Origin of the sequence: Catenuloplanes nepalensis (assembly GCF_030811575.1) — a bacterium.
Lineage (GTDB): Bacteria > Actinomycetota > Actinomycetes > Mycobacteriales > Micromonosporaceae > Catenuloplanes > Catenuloplanes nepalensis.
On sequence record NZ_JAUSRA010000001.1, the window covers coordinates 661,644 to 680,399 of the forward strand.

At 69.8% G+C, this 18,756-nt stretch carries 15 protein-coding genes and 1 pseudogene; 10 read left to right on the plus strand and 6 right to left on the minus strand.

Annotated features, from left to right (window positions below):
- The first annotated feature begins 1 nt into the window (after position 1).
- The 4 genes from J2S43_RS02820 to J2S43_RS02835 are packed head-to-tail and all read left to right on the plus strand — an operon-like array spanning position 2 to position 3,696.
- On the plus strand, positions 2 to 952 hold the full coding sequence (locus J2S43_RS02820; protein ID WP_306826970.1) for a branched-chain amino acid ABC transporter permease: 951 nt from the start codon (positions 2 to 4) through the stop codon (positions 950 to 952).
- 11 nt (positions 953 to 963) lie between these two features.
- On the plus strand, positions 964 to 1,953 hold the full coding sequence (locus J2S43_RS02825) for a branched-chain amino acid ABC transporter permease (RefSeq protein ID WP_306826971.1): 990 nt from the start codon (positions 964 to 966) through the stop codon (positions 1,951 to 1,953).
- Positions 1,943 to 2,887, plus strand: a complete 945-nt coding sequence (locus tag J2S43_RS02830) for an ABC transporter ATP-binding protein (RefSeq protein ID WP_306826972.1) — start codon at positions 1,943 to 1,945, stop codon at positions 2,885 to 2,887. Before J2S43_RS02825 ends, J2S43_RS02830 begins: the two co-directional genes overlap by 11 nt.
- The gene (locus J2S43_RS02835; RefSeq protein ID WP_306826973.1) at positions 2,884 to 3,696 is read left to right on the plus strand and encodes an ABC transporter ATP-binding protein; all 813 of its coding nucleotides are present in this window, start codon (positions 2,884 to 2,886) and stop codon (positions 3,694 to 3,696) included. The genes J2S43_RS02830 and J2S43_RS02835 overlap by 4 nt, the downstream gene beginning before the upstream one ends.
- Before the next feature lie 328 nt (positions 3,697 to 4,024).
- Here J2S43_RS02835 and J2S43_RS02840 read toward each other — a convergent pair whose 3' ends face one another.
- A complete protein-coding gene (locus J2S43_RS02840; protein ID WP_306826974.1) occupies positions 4,025 to 5,284 on the minus strand; it encodes an ABC transporter substrate-binding protein in 1,260 nt (419 codons plus the stop codon).
- A gap of 250 nt (positions 5,285 to 5,534) precedes the next feature.
- On the opposite strand from J2S43_RS02840, the gene polA reads away from it, so the two are divergent.
- Positions 5,535 to 8,243 (plus strand): DNA polymerase I, encoded by a 2,709-nt coding sequence (gene polA, locus J2S43_RS02845; protein WP_306826975.1) that lies wholly within the window; start codon positions 5,535 to 5,537, stop codon positions 8,241 to 8,243.
- Positions 8,244 to 8,247: 4 nt separating this feature from the next.
- Here polA and J2S43_RS02850 read toward each other — a convergent pair whose 3' ends face one another.
- From J2S43_RS02850 to J2S43_RS02860, 3 genes are read right to left on the minus strand one after another with little or no spacing between them, the layout of a single operon-like run.
- Positions 8,248 to 8,460 carry a hypervirulence associated TUDOR domain-containing protein gene (locus J2S43_RS02850; protein WP_306826976.1) on the minus strand — a complete coding sequence of 71 codons (213 nt, stop codon included), beginning with the start codon at positions 8,458 to 8,460 and terminating at the stop codon, positions 8,248 to 8,250.
- 29 nt (positions 8,461 to 8,489) lie between these two features.
- Positions 8,490 to 9,113, minus strand: a complete 624-nt coding sequence (locus J2S43_RS02855) for a Uma2 family endonuclease (RefSeq protein WP_306826977.1) — start codon at positions 9,111 to 9,113, stop codon at positions 8,490 to 8,492.
- A 28-nt stretch (positions 9,114 to 9,141) separates the two neighbouring features.
- Positions 9,142 to 9,960, minus strand: a complete 819-nt coding sequence (locus tag J2S43_RS02860) for a class I SAM-dependent methyltransferase (protein ID WP_306839168.1) — start codon at positions 9,958 to 9,960, stop codon at positions 9,142 to 9,144.
- A 333-nt stretch (positions 9,961 to 10,293) separates the two neighbouring features.
- Between J2S43_RS02860 and rpsA the strand changes: the two genes are divergently transcribed.
- Together rpsA and coaE are read left to right on the plus strand one after the other, a co-directional pair.
- On the plus strand, positions 10,294 to 11,814 hold the full coding sequence (rpsA, locus tag J2S43_RS02865) for a 30S ribosomal protein S1 (protein WP_306826978.1): 1,521 nt from the start codon (positions 10,294 to 10,296) through the stop codon (positions 11,812 to 11,814).
- Between the two features lie 92 nt (positions 11,815 to 11,906).
- Positions 11,907 to 12,476, plus strand: a pseudogene (coaE, locus tag J2S43_RS02870) (dephospho-CoA kinase); the annotation flags it as partial.
- A gap of 269 nt (positions 12,477 to 12,745) precedes the next feature.
- On the opposite strand, the gene J2S43_RS02875 reads toward coaE, so the two are convergent.
- Positions 12,746 to 14,212, minus strand: a complete 1,467-nt coding sequence (locus tag J2S43_RS02875) for a hypothetical protein (RefSeq protein WP_306826979.1) — start codon at positions 14,210 to 14,212, stop codon at positions 12,746 to 12,748.
- Positions 14,213 to 14,562: 350 nt separating this feature from the next.
- Here J2S43_RS02875 and uvrB point away from each other — a divergent pair, with 350 nt between their 5' ends.
- The 3 genes from uvrB (at position 14,563) to J2S43_RS02890 (ending at position 18,279) form a co-directional block, all read left to right on the plus strand.
- Positions 14,563 to 16,698, plus strand: coding sequence for an excinuclease ABC subunit UvrB (gene uvrB / locus J2S43_RS02880; RefSeq protein ID WP_306826980.1), 2,136 nt, complete (start codon positions 14,563 to 14,565; stop codon positions 16,696 to 16,698).
- Positions 16,699 to 17,176: 478 nt separating this feature from the next.
- Positions 17,177 to 18,091 carry a helix-turn-helix domain-containing protein gene (locus J2S43_RS02885; protein WP_306826981.1) on the plus strand — a complete coding sequence of 305 codons (915 nt, stop codon included), beginning with the start codon at positions 17,177 to 17,179 and terminating at the stop codon, positions 18,089 to 18,091.
- Between the two features lie 35 nt (positions 18,092 to 18,126).
- The gene (locus tag J2S43_RS02890) at positions 18,127 to 18,279 is read left to right on the plus strand and encodes a DUF397 domain-containing protein (protein WP_370881589.1); all 153 of its coding nucleotides are present in this window, start codon (positions 18,127 to 18,129) and stop codon (positions 18,277 to 18,279) included.
- A gap of 126 nt (positions 18,280 to 18,405) precedes the next feature.
- On the opposite strand, the gene J2S43_RS02895 is transcribed toward J2S43_RS02890, so the two are convergent.
- The gene (locus J2S43_RS02895; RefSeq protein WP_306826983.1) at positions 18,406 to 18,699 is read right to left on the minus strand and encodes an antibiotic biosynthesis monooxygenase family protein; all 294 of its coding nucleotides are present in this window, start codon (positions 18,697 to 18,699) and stop codon (positions 18,406 to 18,408) included.
- Between the last annotated feature and the right edge of the window lie 57 nt (positions 18,700 to 18,756).

The window sequence follows — 18,756 nt, forward strand, 5'->3', positions numbered from 1 at the left end:
GATGCGTAACGTCCTGTACCCGCTCGGCCCGGTCGGTGCGAACGCGCCGCCGGCGGAGTCGACGCCGACGGTGTGGGATCGTCTGCCGAACCTGGTGTACACCGGCGTGCACATCGGCCTGATCCTGGCGCTGGGCGCGCTGGGCGTCTCGCTGATCTTCGGCACGATGGGTTTGACGAACTTCGCGCACGGTGAGCTGATCACGTTCGGCGCGCTGGCCGGTTTCCTGTTCAACGTGACGGTCGGCCTGCCGCTGTGGCTGGCGCTGATCCTGGCGGTGGTCGTCGGTGGCGCGTTCGGCTGGTTGCAGGACAAGTTCTTCTGGGGCTGGCTGCGCCGGCGCCGTACGGGCCTGATCGGCATGATGATCGTGTCGATCGGTCTGGCGATGGTGCTGCGCTACGTCTTCCTGTTCCAGTTCCGCGGTGGCACGCAGCAGTACGCGGACTACGCGGCGCAGGCGGGTGTCGCGATCGGCCCGCTGCTGATCGCGCCGAAGAACCTGATCATGGACGCGGTGGCGATCCTGGTGCTGGTCGCGGTGTCGGTCGCGCTGCTGAAGACGCGTCTGGGCAAGGCGACGCGCGCGGTGTCGACGAACCCTGCGCTGGCGGCCGCGTCCGGCATCGACGTCGACAAGATTATTCGCCTGATCTGGACGATCGGCGGCGCGCTGGCCGCGCTGTCCGGCGTGATGCTCGGCATGTTCCAGGGTGTGAACTTCCAGATGGGCTTCCAGATCCTGCTGCTGGTCTTCGCGGCAGTGACGCTGGGTGGCCTCGGAACCGCGTTCGGTGCGTTGATCGGCAGCATGGTGGTCGGCATCGTCACGCAGGTCTCGACGCTGTGGGTGCCGACCGAGCTGAAGAACGTCGGTGCGCTGGCCGCGCTGATCATCATCCTGCTCGTCCGGCCGCAGGGCATCCTGGGCCGCCGTGAGCGGATCGGTTAAGGGGCCGCGCGATGAACTGGGAACTGATCACGACGGTCTCCGTCGAGTCGATCATCGGCTCCACCACGATCGTCTACGCGCTGGCCGCGATCGGCCTGAACGTGCACTTCGGCTACACCGGTCTGCTGAACTTCGGCCAGTCCGCGTTCCTCGGCGTCGCGGCGTACGGCCTGGCGATGTCGGTGGCCACGTACGGCCTGCCGTTCTGGACCGGCATCATCGTCGGCCTGGTCGGCGCCGTGTTGCTGGCGCTGCTGCTGGGCGTGCCGACGCTGCGGCTGCGTGCCGACTACCTGGCGATCGTCACGATCGCGGCCGCGGAGATCATCCGGCTGCTGACCCGCTCGGTGAGCCTGAGCGAGTGGACCGGCGGTTCGGACGGCCTGCAGCGCTTCTCCGACGACTTCTACACGATGAACCCGTTCAGCCAGGGCGTCCAGGTGGGCGTCATCGGCTTCGACTCGCGCGAGCTGTGGGTGCTGACGGTCGGCTGGGTCCTGGTCGCGTTCTCCTGCCTCATCGTCTGGCTGCTGATGCGCAGCCCGTGGGGCCGGGTGCTGAAGGCGATCCGGGAGGACGAGGACGCGGTCCGCAGCCTCGGCAAGAACGTCTTCTCGTACAAGATCCAGTCGCTGATCCTGGGTGGCGTGCTCGGCTCGCTCGGCGGTTTCATGTTCGCGATCAGCCGCGCGGCCGTGCAGCCGGACACGTACGGCACCGAGTTCACGTTCTTCGCGTACACCATCCTGATCCTCGGTGGCGCGGCCCGGGTCTTCGGCCCGGTGGTCGGTTCGATGATCTTCTGGTTCCTGATCGTCTTCGTGGACGCGCTGCTGATCGAGCTGATCAACGTCGGCGCGATCTCCACTTCGATCATGGACACGACCCAGGCCGGCTCCGTCCGGTACATCCTGGTCGGCCTCGGCCTGATGGTCCTGCTGATCTTCCGTCCGCAGGGAATCTTCGGCGACAAGAAGGAGGTCATGCTCGATGCCCGCTGAGACGCTCCCGTCGCTGGCCGACGTCCCCCGCGAGCCGGGGGCCAAGAAGCCGGACCCGATCCTGGTCGCGGACGGCGTCGTGCGCCGCTTCGGCGGCCTCACCGCCGTCAACGTGCAGCACGTCGAGATCCCGCGCGGCCGGATCACGGCTCTGATCGGCCCGAACGGCGCCGGCAAGACCACCTTCTTCAACCTGCTGACCGGCTTCGACAAGCCCGACGAGGGCTCGTGGACGTTCAACGGGAAGAACCTGGGCGGCGTCGCCGCCCACCGGGTGGCCCGGCTCGGCATGGTCCGCACGTTCCAGCTCACCAAGGCGCTCAACCGCCTCACGGTGATGGACAACATGCTGCTCGGCGCGACCGGCCAGAAGGGTGAGAACTTCTTCCGTGCGCTGATCCCGGCGATCTGGCACGCCCAGGAGAAGGAGATCACCGCACGGGCAGAGGAGCTGCTGGTCCGGTTCAAGCTGGACGCGAAGCGCAACGACTTCGCGGGCAGCCTCTCCGGCGGCCAGCGCAAGCTCCTGGAGATGGCCCGGGCGCTGATGGTCCGGCCGGACATGGTGATGCTCGACGAGCCGATGGCCGGCGTGAACCCGGCGCTGACGCAGTCGCTGCTCGGCCACGTCAAGGCGCTGCGCGAGGACGGCATGACCGTGCTGTTCGTCGAGCACGACATGGACATGGTCCGCGACATCAGCGACTGGGTGATCGTGATGGGCCAGGGCGCGGTGATCGCCGAGGGCACGCCGGACGAGGTCATGGCGGACCCGCGGGTCATCGACGCGTACCTGGGCAGCCAGCACGACGAGCCCGGAGCGGAGGCCCCGGCCGCCACGGCTCCCGTGACGCCGCAGCCCGCGGCTACCGTTGCGGACACGGCCGACGGCACACCCGCCGCCGACAAGCCGGCCGGGGAGGAGAAGGCATGACGGACAAGGTCACCCAGGCCGAGGCGCTCGCCGACGACACCGCCGGTGTGCACGTCGTCGACCGCAGCGAGCACGTCTCGGCCGCGGAGGGCGCGCTGGTGCGCTGCGACGAGCTGCTGGCCGGCTACCTGCCGGGCGTCAACATCCTCAACGGCTGCGACCTGTACGCCAGGAAGGGCGAGCTGGTCGGCATCATCGGCCCGAACGGCGCCGGCAAGTCGACGCTGCTCAAGGCGCTGTTCGGCCTGGTCAACATCCGGTCCGGCACGGTCACGCTGGACGGCGCGGAGATCACCAACCTGAAGGCGCACGATCTGGTCGCCCGCGGCATCGGTTTCGTGCCGCAGACGAACAACGTCTTCGGGACGCTCACCATCGAGGAGAACCTCGAGATGGGCACGTTCCTGCGCCCGAAGAAGTTCAAGGAGCGCTTCGACTTCGTCACCGGGCTGTTCCCGACCCTGGGCACGCGTCGCAAGCAGCGCGCGGGCTCGCTGTCGGGCGGCGAGCGGCAGATGGTCGCGATGGGCCGGGCCCTGATGATGGAGCCGAGCGTCCTGCTGCTCGACGAGCCGTCGGCGGGTTTGTCCCCGGCGATGCAGGACGAGGTCTTCCGCCGGACGAAGCAGATCAACGCTACCGGTGTCACGGTGATCATGGTCGAGCAGAATGCGCGGCGTTGCCTGCAGATCTGCGACCGAGGGTACGTGCTTGACCAGGGACGTAACGCGTATACGGCCTCTGGCCAGGATCTGATGCACGATCCTAAGGTGATCGAGCTCTACCTGGGGACGTTGGCTACCGCGTAGTTCCTTCTCGAAGGGCCCGGTCTCGGCTTTCTGCCGGGGCCGGGCCTTTTTGCTGCGCGGATCGGCTGCGGTCTCGTGGAAGGGGGATGTGGGGGCGAGACGCCGCACGACGGGCGGTCCGGCTTGATCCGCCGTGCGGCGTCTCGCCCCCAAACCCCCATACCGCGTTTCCGCAAGTCGAAGCCCACGACGAATCCGGCAGGAAGGAGCGCCAGCGACGACCGTGGCCCGCGGGAGCAAGCCCAAAGCACCACGCCGGAAGCGGGAATGTCGGTTGTAAAAGAAAGGGCCCGGCCGGAAACCGGCCGGGCCCTCCCAAAGAGCAAGATCAGATCTTGCCGGACTTGTAGTCGACGTTCGTGTACTTGTTGTCGTCGCCGTACTGGTAGATGCCGATCGTCGCCTCCGACGGGTCACCCGCGTCGTTGAACGCGATCGGACCGGAGATGCCGTCGTAGTCGACGTCCGTGCCGGCCTTCAGCAGCGCGAGGCAGGCGGCGAAGTCGGTGCACTTCGTGCCACCCTCGGAGACCGCCTTCAGGTTCGCGGCGATCGCGGCGGGAGCGTCCGAACCGGCGGCCTCGGCGGCGAGCGCGGTCAGGATCGCGGCGTCGTAGGACTCCGGCGCGTACGAGAAGTCGGCCAGCTGCGGGTCCTCCTTGAGGACCTTGTCCTTGAACGCCTGGTTCGCGGCCGCACCCGGCAGCGTGCCCTTGGCGCCCTTGAGCGTGCCGGCCGGGAAGTTGTACTTGTTCGACAGGTTGCCGTCGACGAAGTACCACTTCTTCTTGGCGGTGGTCAGGTCGGCCTCGACCAGCTTGGGGATGATCTTCTGGACCTCGTCGAAACCGATCAGCACGATGGCGTCCGGGTTCGCGGTCTTGATCTGGTCGACCTCGGCCGAGAAGTCCGGCGCCTTCGGGTCGTAGACGGCCTCGGCGACGATCTGGCCACCGGCACCCTCGACGGCCGCGCGGGTGCTCTTGGCGAGACCCACACCGTACGAGTCCTGCATGACCAGCAGGCCGACCTTGGCGTTGCCGTCCTGAATGATCAGGTCACCGAGGACGCGGCCCTGCAGCGTGTCCGGCGGGGCGGTGCGGAAGTAGAGGCCCTTGTCGGCGTACGTCGTGAACTCGTCGGAGGTGTTGGCCGGCGAGAAGTGCACGACGCCCGCACCCGTGATCTTGTCGATGACGGAGAGCGAGACCGACGAGGAGGCGGCACCGATGATGGTGTCGACGCTCTCGGCGAGCAGCTTGTTGACCGACTGGGTCGCGATGTCGGTCGAGGTGTCACCGGAGTCGGTGTGGCTGACGGTGACCGGCTTGCCGAGCACGCCACCGGCGGCGTTGATCTCGGTGACGGCGGCGTTCACGCCGGCGATCTCCGGCGGGCCGAGGATGGCGAGCGAGCCGGTCTGCGGCAGCAGGGTGCCCAGCTTGAGGGTGCCGTCACCCACCGCGGTGGCGGCGGACGAGCTGCCGGCGTTCGGCGTTTCCTCCGCGTCGTCGGCGCACGCGGTGAGCGCGAGGCACGCGGCGCTCAGCACAGCGACGCTACGCCATGCGAGGTTCGGGCGGATCATCCAGTCTCCTTAAGAGTCCAGCGTTAAGGGCGCGGGTGAGCGCCCTTGCAGAACGCTGTCGCAGCTCAAATTAATGACCGCACCGCCGGTTCACCAGGCCTTGTAACACGCTGGTACAAGGCTGTTGTGTAGTCGTGACAATCCGAGATCGGTCGCCGACGGTGACGGAGCTCCATGATCGCGTATCCGCGGGGGTTGCCGGAAGTGGCGCGCCCGAAGTTGTCGGAGGGGGCGACTAGAGTCCTGAGACGTGAATGCTGCGGTTGCTGAGAAGTCCCGGTTGTTGCTGCTCGACGGCCACTCGCTGGCCTATCGTGCGTTCTTCGCCCTCCCGGTGGAGAACTTCTCGACCTCGACGGGACAGGCGACCAACGCGGTCTACGGCTTCACCTCCATGCTGATCAACGTGCTGCGTGACGAGAAGCCGACGCACATCGCGGTCGCGTTCGACGTCTCCCGCCGCTCGTTCCGCACCGAGATCTACCCGGAGTACAAGGGCGGGCGCTCGGAGAGCCCGAAGGAGTTCGGTGGCCAGGTGAGCCTGGTCAAGGAGGTGCTGAGCGCGCTGCGCATCCCGTTCGTCGAGCTGGCCAACTACGAGGCCGACGACCTGATCGCCACGCTCACCACGCGGGCCCGCGCCGAGGGCATGGAGGTGCTGATCTGCACCGGCGACCGTGACTCGTTCCAGCTGATCGGCGACGACGTCACGGTGCTCTACCCGCGCAAGGGCGTCTCCGACCTGGCCCGGATGGACGCGGCCGCCGTGCTGGAGAAGTACGGCGTCGGCCCGGAGCAGTACCGGCATCTGGCCGCGCTGGTCGGCGACACCAGCGACAACCTGCCCGGCATCCCCGGCGTCGGCCCGAAGACCGCCGCCAAGTGGATCAGTCAGTACGACGGGATCGACGGCGTCATCGCGCACGCCGACGCGATCAAGGGCAAGGCCGGCGACAGCCTGCGCGAGCGCCTCTCCGACGTGATCCGCAACTACGACATGAACCGGCTGGTCTCCGACCTGGAGATCCCGCTGACGCCGGAGGGCGCGCGCTGGCACGGGTGGGACCGGGAGGCCGTCCACCAGGTCTTCGACGCGCTGCAGTTCCGGGTGCTCCGCGACCGGCTGTACCAGTATCTCGACGCGGTCGAGCCGGAGGCCGAGGCCGGGTTCGACCTGGACGCCACGGTGCTCGGCGCCGGTGCGGTCGCGCCCTGGCTGGCCGCGCACACCGACGGTGCCGAGGTCGGCGTGGCGGTCGCGGGCACGTTCGGCCGCGGCACCGGCGTGCTGACCGGCGTCGCGCTGGCCACCGCGGACGGCCCCGCCGCCTGGTTCGACCCGGCCGAGTTGGACGAGGCGGACGAGTCCGCGGTCGCGGCGTGGCTGGCCGACCCGGCCCGGCGCAAGGTGCTGCACGACAGCAAGCCGGCCCGGCTGGCGTTCACCGAGCACGGCTGGACGCTGGCCGGCGTCACCCACGACACCGCGCTCGCGGCCTACCTGGCCCGGCCGGATCAGCGCTCCTACGACCTGGCCGACCTGGCCGTGCGCTACCTGCAGCGGGAGCTGCGGGTGGACGCGCCGGACAGCGGCCAGCTGACGCTGGACGGGCTCGGCGGCAACGAGGGCGAGGCCGAGCAGAACCTGATGCTCCGCGCCCGGGCCACGCTCGACCTGGCCACCGCGCTCGACTCCGAGCTCGACCGGGACGCCGCGTCCGGCGAGGGCCCGTCCCGCCGGCTGCTGGCCGAGGTGGAGCTGCCACTGGCCGAGGTGCTGGCCGTGATGGAGCGCACCGGCATCGCCGCCGACACCGAATATCTGTCGGAGCTGGAGTCGGAGTTCGCGGCCGGCGTGAAGGGCGCGGCCCAGTCGGCGTACGAGGTGATCGGCCGCGAGTTCAACCTGGGCTCGCCGAAGCAGCTGCAGGAGATCCTGTTCGGCGAGCTGAACCTGCCGAAGACGAAGCGGATCAAGACGGGTTACACCACGGACGCGGACGCGCTGCAGAGCCTGTACGCGCAGACTGAGCACCCGCTGCTGGCCCACCTGCTGCGGCACCGGGACGTGGCGAAGCTGAAGACGACCGTGGACGGGCTGCTCAAGTCCGTCTCCGACGACGGGCGCATCCACACGACGTACTTCCAGACCGTCGCCGCGACCGGCCGGCTCTCCTCCACCGACCCGAACCTGCAGAACATCCCGATCCGCACCGAGGAGGGCCGCCGGATCCGGCGCGCGTTCGTGGTCGGCGCCGGCTACGACACGCTGCTGACCGCGGACTACAGCCAGATCGAGATGCGGATCATGGCGCACCTGTCCGGCGACCGGGCGCTGATCGACGCGTTCAACTCCGGTGCCGACTTCCACGCGGCCACCGCGTCGAACGTGTTCGCGGTCGGAATAACCGAGGTCACCGCGGACCAGCGGCGCAAGATCAAGGCGATGAACTACGGCCTGGCGTACGGGTTGAGCGCGTTCGGCCTGTCCAACCAGCTCAGCATCTCCACCGAGGAGGCGCGCGGGCTGATGGACGAGTACTTCTCCCGGTTCGGCGGCGTCCGTGACTACCTGCAGTCCGTGGTCGCGGAGGCACGCCAGCAGGGCTACACCGAGACCATCCTGGGCCGCCGCCGCTACCTGCCCGACCTGGTCAGCGACAACCGGCAGCGCCGCGAGATGGCCGAGCGGATGGCGCTCAACGCCCCCATCCAGGGCTCCGCCGCCGACATCATCAAGGTCGCCATGCTGCACGTGGACACCGCGCTGCGCGAGGCCGGGTTGCGCTCGCGCATGCTGCTCCAGGTGCACGACGAGCTGGTCCTGGAGGCGGCCGAGGGGGAGCGGGAGCAGCTGGAGGAGCTGGTCCGCCGCGAGATGGGCAACGCCCACGCGCTGTCGGTGCCGCTGGAGGTCTCGGTCGGTGCCGGCCGCGACTGGCACACCGCCGACCACTAGCGGCCTATTCGGGGTGCAGGGCGCCGGGCTTGTGCACGGCGTCCTTCCCGGTCTTGTCACTGGTCACCCGATACTGCGGCTCGTCCGTTGACGCGGCCACCGTGCGGCCCGCGGTCGTCGTCCGGGAGGTGATCTTCTCCCGCACGGTCCCGTGCACGGTCTCCCCGTGACTCCGCCAGCTGACCTTCCGGCCCTTGCGCAAGCTCTTCCCAGCCATGACCGGGCCTTACCCGGCCCGGGCGGTGCCTAACGCCGGGGGCGGGGGCGGCGCACGATCTCCGAGAGCGGGAACTCGATCGGGAAGGGCTGCTCGACCTTGATCAGCGTGTCGCTGTCCGCCACGAGTTCGTACTCCCGCAGGCCGGACGGGCGCGTCGGCTCGCGGAGCTGGTAGGCGAAGACGTGCAACGGGTCCCGCTCGATGCGCCAGTAGCAGGGGATGCCGGCCGCCGCGTACTCACCGGGCTTGGCGAAACGGTCCGTGGTCTTGGTGCTCGGCGACACCACCTCCACCACGAGGACCACATCGGCCGGCAACACGTAGTTCTCGTTGTCGCCGACGGCGTCGTCGTAGCAGATCAGGACATCCGGCTGCCGGGTGTGGCCGGGGCCCAGGGCCACGCCGACATCCTCGTAGGGGTAGAACTCGTCCGGCGCGTGTGCTTCGAACCAGTTGGACAACTTCCGGGCGATGGTCTGGTGTCCGGTGTTGGCTGAGGGGACCACGTGGATGACTCCGTCAACGAGCTCGACGCGCGGTGCGTCCGGGGGGAGGTTGAGCAGGTCTTGGAGCGTGTAGTTGGCAAGTGCCTGACGCACGGGGTCCGGCTGCCACACGGCGGCCTCGATTCCGATCGGCTCAGCGCTCACGCCGGAAGCTTACGGCGTACCCGCTAGATCATGTGGTCTGTGGTTTGGCGGTCACGAAGATGGCGGTGCCGGGGAAGAGCCGGCCGCGCAGCGGGGACCACTGGCCCCAGACGCCCTCGTGGCCGTCCGGCCACTCCGGCTCGATCAGGTCGCGGAGCACGAAGCCGGCCGCGACCAGCTCGCGGATCCGGTCGCCCAGCGTGCGGTGCTGCTCGACGTAGGTGGGCTCGCCGTCGACGTTCTCCTCCACGTACGGGCGGCGGTCGAAGTACGAGTGGACCGCGCGCAGCCCGCCCTCGCCCGGATCGTCGAGGAAGATCCAGCGCATCGGATGGGTGACGCTGAAGACCCACCGGCCGCCGGGGCGCAGCACGCGGAACACCTCGCGGTGCGCGGCCGCGGAGTCGGCGACGAACGGGATCGCGCCGAACGCGGTGCAGACCACGTCGAACGTGCCGTCGGCGAACGGCAGCGCGAGCGCGTCCGCCTGGACCAGCGGCACCGTGATGCCGGTGCGCGCGTTGCCGGCGGCGGCGTGCCGGAGCATACCGGCGGACAGGTCGAGCGCGACCGCGGCGGCACCCTGCGCGGCGAGCCAGCGCGCGCCGGCCGCGGCACCGGCACCGAGTTCCAGGACGCGGCGGCCGGCCACGTCGCCGAGCAGGCGCGCGTCGGCCTCGCGCAGGCCCTCGGGGCACCAGACGAGGTCGGCGTCGCCCAGGAACTCTCCGTGTGCGGCCTGATAATCATCGGCGTCGATGTCCCACCAGTGGCGGCTGGCCCGGCGGCTCTCGTCGTCGGTCACGTCCCGGCGGGTGACCTCGGTGCCGATCTCGACGCCGTCCATGGGTTCGCTCACCAGCGGGAGGCTACCGGTGGAGTGTGACGGGGGCGACATCCGGGACCAACTAGGGCGTTTGACGACCAATTCGCGGCCCATCTCGGTTGACCTGCCGGGAGGCCTTGCACGCTGTGGTAATGCACAGGGTAAGCTAGTCGATGCGCTCGCGGATCGTGTGCCTCGGCAGGGAGCAGGTCCGCGGTCGGCTTGAATCAGTCGCCCCGCTGCAGCATGACCTAACCGGCCTCATGACTACTCCGGGTGTTCGCACTGTCCTCGCCGACAGGCCGTGGGCGCAAGCACCAGCCGCGACACCATCCGTTCGGAGCAACTGTCCACATGACGAGCAGCATCGAGGCCACCTCGAGCGCCAACCGGGTCACCATCGACGACCTCGGCAGCGAGGAGGCATTCCTCGCCGCGATCGATGAGACCATCAAGTACTTCAACGACGGCGACATTGTCGAAGGAACCGTCGTTAAGGTCGATCGGGATGAAGTTCTTCTCGACATCGGCTACAAGACCGAGGGCGTCATCCCCTCGCGCGAGCTGTCGATCAAGCACGACGTGGACCCCGCGGAAGTGGTGTCGGTCGGTGACCACATCGAGGCCCTCGTCCTCCAGAAGGAGGACAAGGAGGGTCGTCTGATCCTCTCGAAGAAGCGTGCGCAGTACGAGCGCGCGTGGGGCACCATCGAGAAGATCAAGGACGAGGACGGCGTCGTGCGCGGCTCCGTCATCGAGGTGGTCAAGGGTGGCCTCATCCTCGACATCGGGCTCCGGGGCTTCCTCCCGGCCTCGCTGGTCGAGATGCGCCGCGTCCGCGACCTCCAGCCCTACGTGGGCCGCGAGCTGGAAGCGAAGATCATAGAGCTGGACAAGAACCGCAACAACGTGGTTCTTTCCCGCCGCGCCTGGCTCGAGCAGACCCAGTCCGAGGTGCGCACCGAGTTCCTCAACAAGCTTCAGAAGGGGCAGGTCCGCAAGGGCGTCGTCTCCTCGATCGTCAACTTCGGCGCCTTCGTGGACCTGGGCGGCGTCGACGGTCTGGTGCACGTCTCGGAGCTCTCCTGGAAGCACATCGACCACCCCTCCGAGGTCGTCGAGGTCGGCCAGGAGGTCGAGGTCGAGGTCCTGGACGTCGACCTGGACCGCGAGCGCGTCTCCCTGTCGCTGAAGGCGACCCAGGAGGACCCGTGGCGTCAGTTCGCCCGCACCCACGCGATCCAGCAGATCGTGCCGGGTAAGGTCACCAAGCTCGTGCCGTTCGGTGCGTTCGTGCGCGTCGACGACGGCATCGAGGGCCTGGTCCACATCTCCGAGCTGGCCGAGCGCCACGTGGAGATCCCGGAGCAGGTCGTGCAGGTCGGCTCGGACGTGATGGTCAAGGTCATCGACATCGACCTCGAGCGTCGCCGCATCTCGCTGTCGCTGAAGCAGGCCAACGAGGGCTTCGTCGAGGGCGAGGAGCACTTCGACCCGACCCTCTACGGCATGGCCGCGACGTACGACAACGAGGGCAACTACATCTACCCGGAGGGCTTCGACCCGGAGACCGGCGAGTGGATGGAGGGTTTCGACAAGCAGCGCGAGACCTGGGAGACGCAGTACGCCGAGGCGCGGACGCGCTGGGAGGCCCACACCAAGCAGGTCGTGGCCGCCCGCACCGCCGACACCGAGGCCGCCGCGAACGCGGCTGCCGGCGTCAGCACCTCCACCCCGGCGGCCGGCGGCGCGACCAGCTCGTCGTCGTCTTCTTCCTCCTCCTCCTCGCCGCGTCAGGGCGAGGAGCCGGCGGGCACGCTGGCCACCGACGAGGCGCTCGCCGCTCTGCGCGAGAAGCTCGCCGGCGGCAAGTAAGCCCCGAGGTGATGCGGTAGCAAGGCAGTAGGGGAGCCCCGGTCGCGGACGCGCGACCGGGGCTTCTCGCATGCACGGCTAAGATCGCGGTCATGCTCTCCGTGGGTCTGACCGGCGGCATCGGGGCGGGCAAGTCCGCCGTCTCCGCCCGCCTCGCCGAGCTCGGCGCGATCGTCATCGACTCCGACGTGCTGGCCCGCGAGGTCGTCGCGCCCGGCACCGACGGGCTCGCCGAGCTGCGCGCCGCGTTCGGCGACGGCGTGCTGCGGCCGGACGGCGCGCTCGACCGGCCCGCGCTCGGCGCGCTCGTCTTCGGCGACGACGCGGCCCGCCGCCGCCTGGAGGCGATCATCCATCCCCGGGTCCGGGACCGCAGCGCCGAACTGGCCGAGGCCGCACCGGACGACGCGATCGTGGTGCACGACGTGCCGCTGCTGGTCGAGTCCGGTCTCGCGCCGCTCTACCAGCTGGTCGTCGTGGTCGAGACGCCCGAGGAGATCCGCGTCGCGCGCCTGACTCGCGACCGCGGAATGACCGAGGACGCGGCCCGCGCCCGGATCGCCGCCCAGGCCACGGACGCGCAGCGCCGCGAGGTCGCGGACGTGGTGCTCAGCAACGCGGGCACCCGCGAGGAGCTGATCGCGGCGGTCGACGACCTCTGGCAGCGCCTCATCCAGGACGATCGCCGGTAATCCCGCCGGCTCGCCCACACGAAGAGCCGGAACGCGAAGAACAGGAGCGAGACAGGCAAGAGCACGAACACAGGGCCTTTTCCCGCTTCCGGCGTGGTGCAGCCCGCATGCTCCCGCGGGCACCGGTCGGCCGCGGGCGGCCTCCCTTCCGGATCGCGGGTGGCCGGATCACAAACCACGCGGTCGACGTGCGGGGCACGGCGCCCACCGCGCCCATGTTGCGGCGGGCTCGATCAAGGCTACGACTTCGGTGGCCGGGGCAGGTCGGGGACGTTCCCGTCCGGGGTGAGGTCGAGCTGGGCGTAGCCGGCCGCGCGGGTCAGCAGTTCCACCCGGCGCAGCACGCCGTCCGTGCCGACCCAGTAGCGCATGCGCGCGTAGCCCGGCGCGACCTCGCCCTCCGCCGCCTTCGGGATCTCGAACACGCCCACGGCCACGCCGTTCAGGGTGTCGTCGCGCAGGTGCCGGGCTGATTCGCGGACCGCGGAGGGCTTGCCGCGCCCGGTGCCGCCCAGCGCCATCGCCTCGGTGAGCAGCAGGTCCAGGTCGAACCCGCCCATCTCGTCGGACCGCTCCGCCCACGGCGTCGACGTCCACTCGCCGCGCGGTGCCTTCAGCGGCGGCAGCTCCCATCCGGCCGCGCCGGCCGGCACCCGCCGGGTCGCCACCGCGGCCGACGTGGCGATCATCAGCTCGTCCGGCGCCTCGCCGCCGGACGAGCGCAGCAGCAGGTAGGCGCGGGTGCGCTCCCAGTCCAGCCAGCCCTCGCCGCGACGCAGCGCGCCGTCCCGGGACGGCAGCGTCACCGAGATCCGGCCGCCGCCCGCGCGCAGGTCCGCCACCCGCAGCCCGGCCAGCAGCCGCGCCTCGTCCGCGGTCACCTCCCGGGGCACGATCGGCGCGCCGCCGAACGCGGCCACCGCACCGAACGCGGTCGCCTCGCCGCGCCGCAGGTCGATCTCGACCGGTAGCTTGCCGGGCAGCGTGGCCGCCATCCGCCGCAGGTCACCGTCGCGGCCGAGCCAGTAGCGGACCGCGCCTCCCATGTCGGAGAGGCGGGTCGGCGCGGGGGCCGTGAACGGGGGCGCGGGCGGGACCGCGGGGCCGAGGAACACGTCGACCACGTCGCCGCCGGTGGTGTCCGACCTCAGCCAGCGGGAGTCGCTGCCGCGTAGCGTGTCGGCCGAGTCCGGCCGGGTCGCGGACGCTCCGAACAGGAGATTGAGCAGCGCGTCCACCGATGTCGCGGCCGAGTTGCCGGTCGTGCCGTCGCCGGCCGAGGCGCGCACCCGCCAGTCGCCGGCCGGCGGGTCGGTCGGCGGCGGCCCGGCCGAGACCTGGCCCCGGCTCGCGCTGCCCGGCTCGGTCATCGTCGCGACCAACCCCGGCACGCCCTGGACCAGTGCGGACGCGGCGCCCGGCCGGGTGACGCGCAGGTATGCGAGCCGCCGCCGCCAGTCCACCCAGCCCTCCGCGCGCAGCTTGTCGCCGGCGATGGTGGCGGTCACGCCGGCCGTGCCGTCCGTGTGGTTGCGCACCCGCATGCCGGCCAGCCGCTCCGCCTCCGCCGCGGAGAGCGGCCGCGCGGCCGGGCCGTCGGCGGTGGGCGCGCACGAGCCGAGGCCGCCGATGAGCCCGGCCGCGGCGCTGCCGAGCAGGCCGATCAGGGACGCGAGCGCGATCGCACGCCGTTTGCTGGAAGTCACGGAGGTTGAAACGAGCGACGCACGCTCTGGGCGCGCTCGCGGCGACCGGTCTGCGCCGTTGGCGCCACCGCACGGGGCGCGCTCGCCGGGTGATGAGCCCGGGGCTGCAACCCGTCGTGCGCCGGTCGAGCGGCCGGTGTGGGGGCCGCATCGGTGCCGGACGGCCGCCGCGAGCGGCCTACCGGTCAACGCTACGGCCGGGGGCCGCACCACACAATCGTAATATCGAAGACGATCTAGAGCCTGTATCGAAGTGGGGGCCGGAGCCTCGCTCCTGCGTCCACGTCGACGCAGGCTCTCGCTTGGCGCGACCGGGAAACTTGTCGGACCCCGGGCGTACCGTGGGGGTCATGGCGCTCGACATTCCCCGGATCGACAACCGGTTTCAGGTCATCAGCGACTTCAAGCCCTCCGGTGACCAGCCGGCGGCGATCGACGCGCTGGAGCGCCGGGTCCGCGACGGCGAGCGCCACAGCGTGCTGCTCGGCGCGACCGGCACCGGCAAGAGCGCGACCACGGCCTGGCTGGTGGAGCGCATGCAGCGGCCCACGCTGGTGCTCGCACACAACAAGACGCTCTGCGCCCAGCTCGCCAAGGAGTTTCGCGAGCTGCTGCCGAACAACGCGGTCGAATACTTCGTGTCGTACTACGACTACTACCAGCCCGAGGCCTACATCCCGCAGACGGACACCTATATCGAGAAGGACTCCTCGGTCAACGAGGAGGTGGAGCGGCTGCGGCACTCCGCCACCATGTCGCTGCTCACCCGCCGCGACGTGATCGTGGTCGCGACCGTCTCCGCGATCTACGGTCTCGGCACCCCGCAGGAATACCTGGAGCGCGCCGCCCGGGTGTCGGTCGGCGAGGAGATCGACCGCGACAAGCTGCTGCGCCGCCTGGTCGAGATTCAGTACACGCGGAACGACATGGCGTTCCAGCGCGGCACGTTCCGGGTCCGCGGCGACACGCTGGAGATCATCCCGGCTTATGAGGAGCTGGCGCTGCGCATCGAGCTGTTCGGCGACGAGGTGGAGAAGATCTCCTACCTGCACCCGCTCACCGGCGACGTGGTCCGCGAGGTGCCCTCCGCACTGATCTTCCCGGCCAGCCACTACGCGACCGGCCAGGAGCGGATGGAGCGGGCGATCGGCGACATCGAGGTGGAGCTGGCCGAGCGGCTCGACGAGCTGGAGCGGCAGAACAAGCTGCTGGAGGCGCAGCGGCTGCGCATGCGCACCACCTACGACCTGGAGATGATGAAGCAGGTCGGCTTCTGCAACGGCATCGAGAACTACTCGATGCACATCGACGGCCGGCTGCCCGGGAGCCCGCCGCACTGCCTGCTCGACTACTTCCCGGACGACTTCATGACCGTCATCGACGAGTCGCACCAGACGATCCCGCAGATCGGCGGCATGTTCGAGGGCGACGCGTCGCGCAAGCGCATGCTGATCGACCACGGCTTCCGGCTGCCGTCCGCGGCGGACAACCGGCCGCTGCGCTTCGACGAGTTCCTGGAGCGGGTCGGCCAGATGGTCTTCCTCTCCGCCACCCCGGGCAACTGGGAGCTGGAGCAGGCCGGCGGCGAGTTCGTCGAGCAGGTCATCCGCCCGACCGGCCTGGTCGACCCGGAGGTCGTGATCAAGCCGACCAAGGGGCAGATCGACGACCTGATGCACGAGATCAAGCTGCGCACCGAGCGGGACGAGCGGGTGCTGGTCACCACGCTGACCAAGAAGATGGCCGAGGACCTCACGGACTATCTGCTGGAGCACGGCATCCGGGTGCGCTACCTGCACTCCGAGGTGGACACGCTGCGCCGGGTCGAGCTGCTCAGCGAGCTGCGCAAGGGCGACTACGACGTGCTGGTCGGCATCAACCTGCTCCGTGAGGGCCTGGACCTGCCCGAGGTGTCGCTGGTCGCGATCCTGGACGCGGACAAGGAGGGCTTCCTGCGCAGCGGCACCTCGCTGATCCAGACGATCGGCCGCGCCGCGCGCAACGTCTCCGGCCAGGTCCACATGTACGCTGACAAGATCACCCCATCGATGCGGCAGGCGATCGACGAGACCGACCGGCGCCGGGCGAAGCAGGTGGCGTACAACACCGAGCACGGGCTCTCGCCGCAGCCGCTGCGCAAGAAGATCCACGACATCCTGGACGACATCTACCGCGAGGCCGAGGACACCGAGTCCGCGCTCGGCGGTCACGGTCCCGGCGGCCACATCGTCGGCGGCGGCGGGCGGCAGATGTCCCGCGGCAAGGCCCCGGTCCCGGAGACCCGGTCGAGGGGTGGCAAGGGCGCGAGCACTCCGGCCCGCGCCGGCATGGCCCGGGCCGAGCTGGCCGAGCTGATCCAGAACCTGAACGAGCAGATGCTCGCCGCCGCGCGCGAGCTGCAGTTCGAGTTGGCCGCCCGGATCCGCGACGAGGTCAACGAGCTGAAGAAGGAGCTGCGCGGCATGGACGCCGCCGGCGTGAAGTAACCGAACGTAGGGGACCGGCGTCACGCAGCGCAGCGACGCCGGTCCTTTTTCGACCGTTCTGTTCCTGCACGTGCAGGAGATCCTGCAGGCGCAGGTGACAATGCAGGTTCCTTGATGGACACTTGGTTTGCGCAGGTCACCCGGCCGAGTGGCAGCGGTTAGGTTTACGGCCATTAACGCCGATTCGCCGTTTCGCGCGCACTATGTGGATCAACAACTTTCCGTGCGCGTTCCGGTGTCGCGGACCCGCTCGGTGACGTGTCCACGGCGTGCGCCCGCGGAGTTCATCGATGCGCAACATCGCAGGTCGGGCGCGGGTGGGCGTCGCCGGCGCGGCGATCGCGCGGTGCCGGGAAGTGCCGCGCCGGGATGTGCGTACCGCTAAACATGCGAATTGTACTGTCCAATAGCGGATGGCTACCAGAACGTTGCTGCCTGTAATCTCCTTGTCGCCACGACGTCGGCGCCGGGAGAACCAATGCCACCCCCCAAAAGTCCTACGGTCCGTCGATTGCGTCTGGGCGCCGAGCTACGACAATTGCGGCGCGCGGCAGCCCTCACGCTGGAGCAGGTCTGCGACCGGCTCGGCTGGGCCTCGACCTCGAAGCTGTCCCGGATCGAGCTGGGGCAGAGTCGTCCCGATCTGGCCGACATCATGGACCTGCTGGACATCTACGACGTGGACGGTCCGAACCGCGACAAACTCATTGTCATCGCCCGAGATGCGGCCGCCGCGCGCGGCTGGTGGAAGGCGCTCGGCGACATGGGTCCCCGCCAGCGTCGATATGCGGAGCTGGAAACCGGCGCCGCTGACATTTTCGAGTTCCACCAGTACGTCGTGCCCGGACTGCTGCAGACCCCGGAGTACGGCCGGGTCCGGGTTCGCTCCGGCCGCGCGCTCTACCCGAGTCTGGACATGGACGCGGACAGCCGCGCCCGCGCGGCCCGGCACGTGGTGCTGCGCCGCGAGCAGCCGCCGCGCTACGAGGCGATCATCGACGAGTCCGCGTTCCACCGGCAGGTCGCGCCGCCCGAGGTGATGCGCGGCCAGCTTCGGCACCTGCTGGCCATGGCCGACCTGCCGAACGTGGTGATCCGGATGCTGCCGTTCCGGACCCCGCTACAGGACGGCTACGTGCCGCACACCGCGTTCTCCGTCTACTCGTTCCCGGATCCGGCCGACCCGCGCACGGTCGTGCTGGAGACGATGAGCGAGGACGTGCATCTCACCGACGAGGAGGAGGTGGCGCGCTACCTGCTGGTCGCGGACTGGCTGCGGGCGGCGGCGCTGCCGGAGGAGGAGACGCGCGCCTACCTGGCCCGGGCGGTCGACATCCGGCCGGACCAGGCGCGGGCGATCCCCGCTCAGCGCGGGGTCAACGGTGGTGGTTGATACGGAGGGCGATGGGAGCACGTCGAACTGGCTGGGTGAAGAGCAGCCGTAGCCACGCGAACGGCAACTGTGTCGAGGTCGCGGCGGGCGCGAGGACGATCGCGGTTCGGGACTCCAAGGATCCGGGGCCCCGGCTCCGGTTCGCGGAGCCGGCCTGGCGGGCGTTCGTGGAGCGCGTCAAGGGCTGACCAGCACAGCGGAGAGCCGGGCCCCTGGCAGGGGGACCGGCTCTCTCCGCACCCGGACCGCCGTTCCGGCTGCGACTGCCGCTTCGGCTGGGACCGCCAGACCGGTCGGGACCGATCGGCAGTGGATCAGGCGGGGACGTCGGTGAAGTGCTCTACCCGCGGCGGACCGGCGAAGAACGGGCCGATCAGCGCGCGCCACTGCCCGAACCGCTCGGTGGCCCGGAAATTCTCCTCGTGCGCCGCCACCGAGTCCCACTCGACCAGCAGCACGAACCGGTCCGGCGTCTCGATGCCCCGGGTCATCCGCACGGAGCGGCAGCCGGGCGCGCCGGCCAGGATCGGGTGCCCCTTCGCGTACGCCGCCGCGAAATCGTCTTCCCGGCCCGGTACCACGTCGATCAACGCAACCTCAAGAACCATGTCCGGCAGTCTCGCACGACCCGAATTCACCTAGCCTCCTAGGACGACCTGGCTGTC